Source organism: Salmonella sp. SAL03688 (assembly GCF_046551895.1).
GTDB lineage: Bacteria > Pseudomonadota > Gammaproteobacteria > Enterobacterales > Enterobacteriaceae > Salmonella > Salmonella enterica.
Genome location: NZ_JBGDVI010000069.1, coordinates 1 through 354 on the forward strand (window position 1 = coordinate 1; position 354 = coordinate 354).

The window sequence follows — 354 nt, forward strand, 5'->3', positions numbered from 1 at the left end:
AGGCTGACGACCATCCAGACCGGACAGAGCCGCATCCAGACGGTGTATGCGCCGGGGAGTTTTACGCCGCTGGTGCGCATCGAAACAGATGCGGCTGAACAGGCGAAGGCACAGCACCGCAGCCTGGCGGAGAAGCTGTCGCAGGAAGGGAGTGAGGACGGCCAGGCGGTACAGCTTCCGGCGGCGCTGACGGCGATGCTGGACAGGCTGGAGGGGGAGCTGAGGCGTAACGCGGTGAGTGAGGAGAGCCGGGCATGGCTGGCGGGATGCGGGCTGACGCCGGAGCAGATGGCGGGGCAACTGGAGCCGGAGTACACACCCCAAAGGAAAATCCATCTTTACCACTGCGACCAG

1 protein-coding gene is annotated in these 354 nt (G+C 65.3%); it reads left to right on the forward strand.

What is annotated here, in order from left to right:
* On the forward strand, positions 1-354 hold a 354-nt coding region (locus tag ACLJR2_RS23750; protein WP_219828043.1), incomplete at both ends, for a hypothetical protein.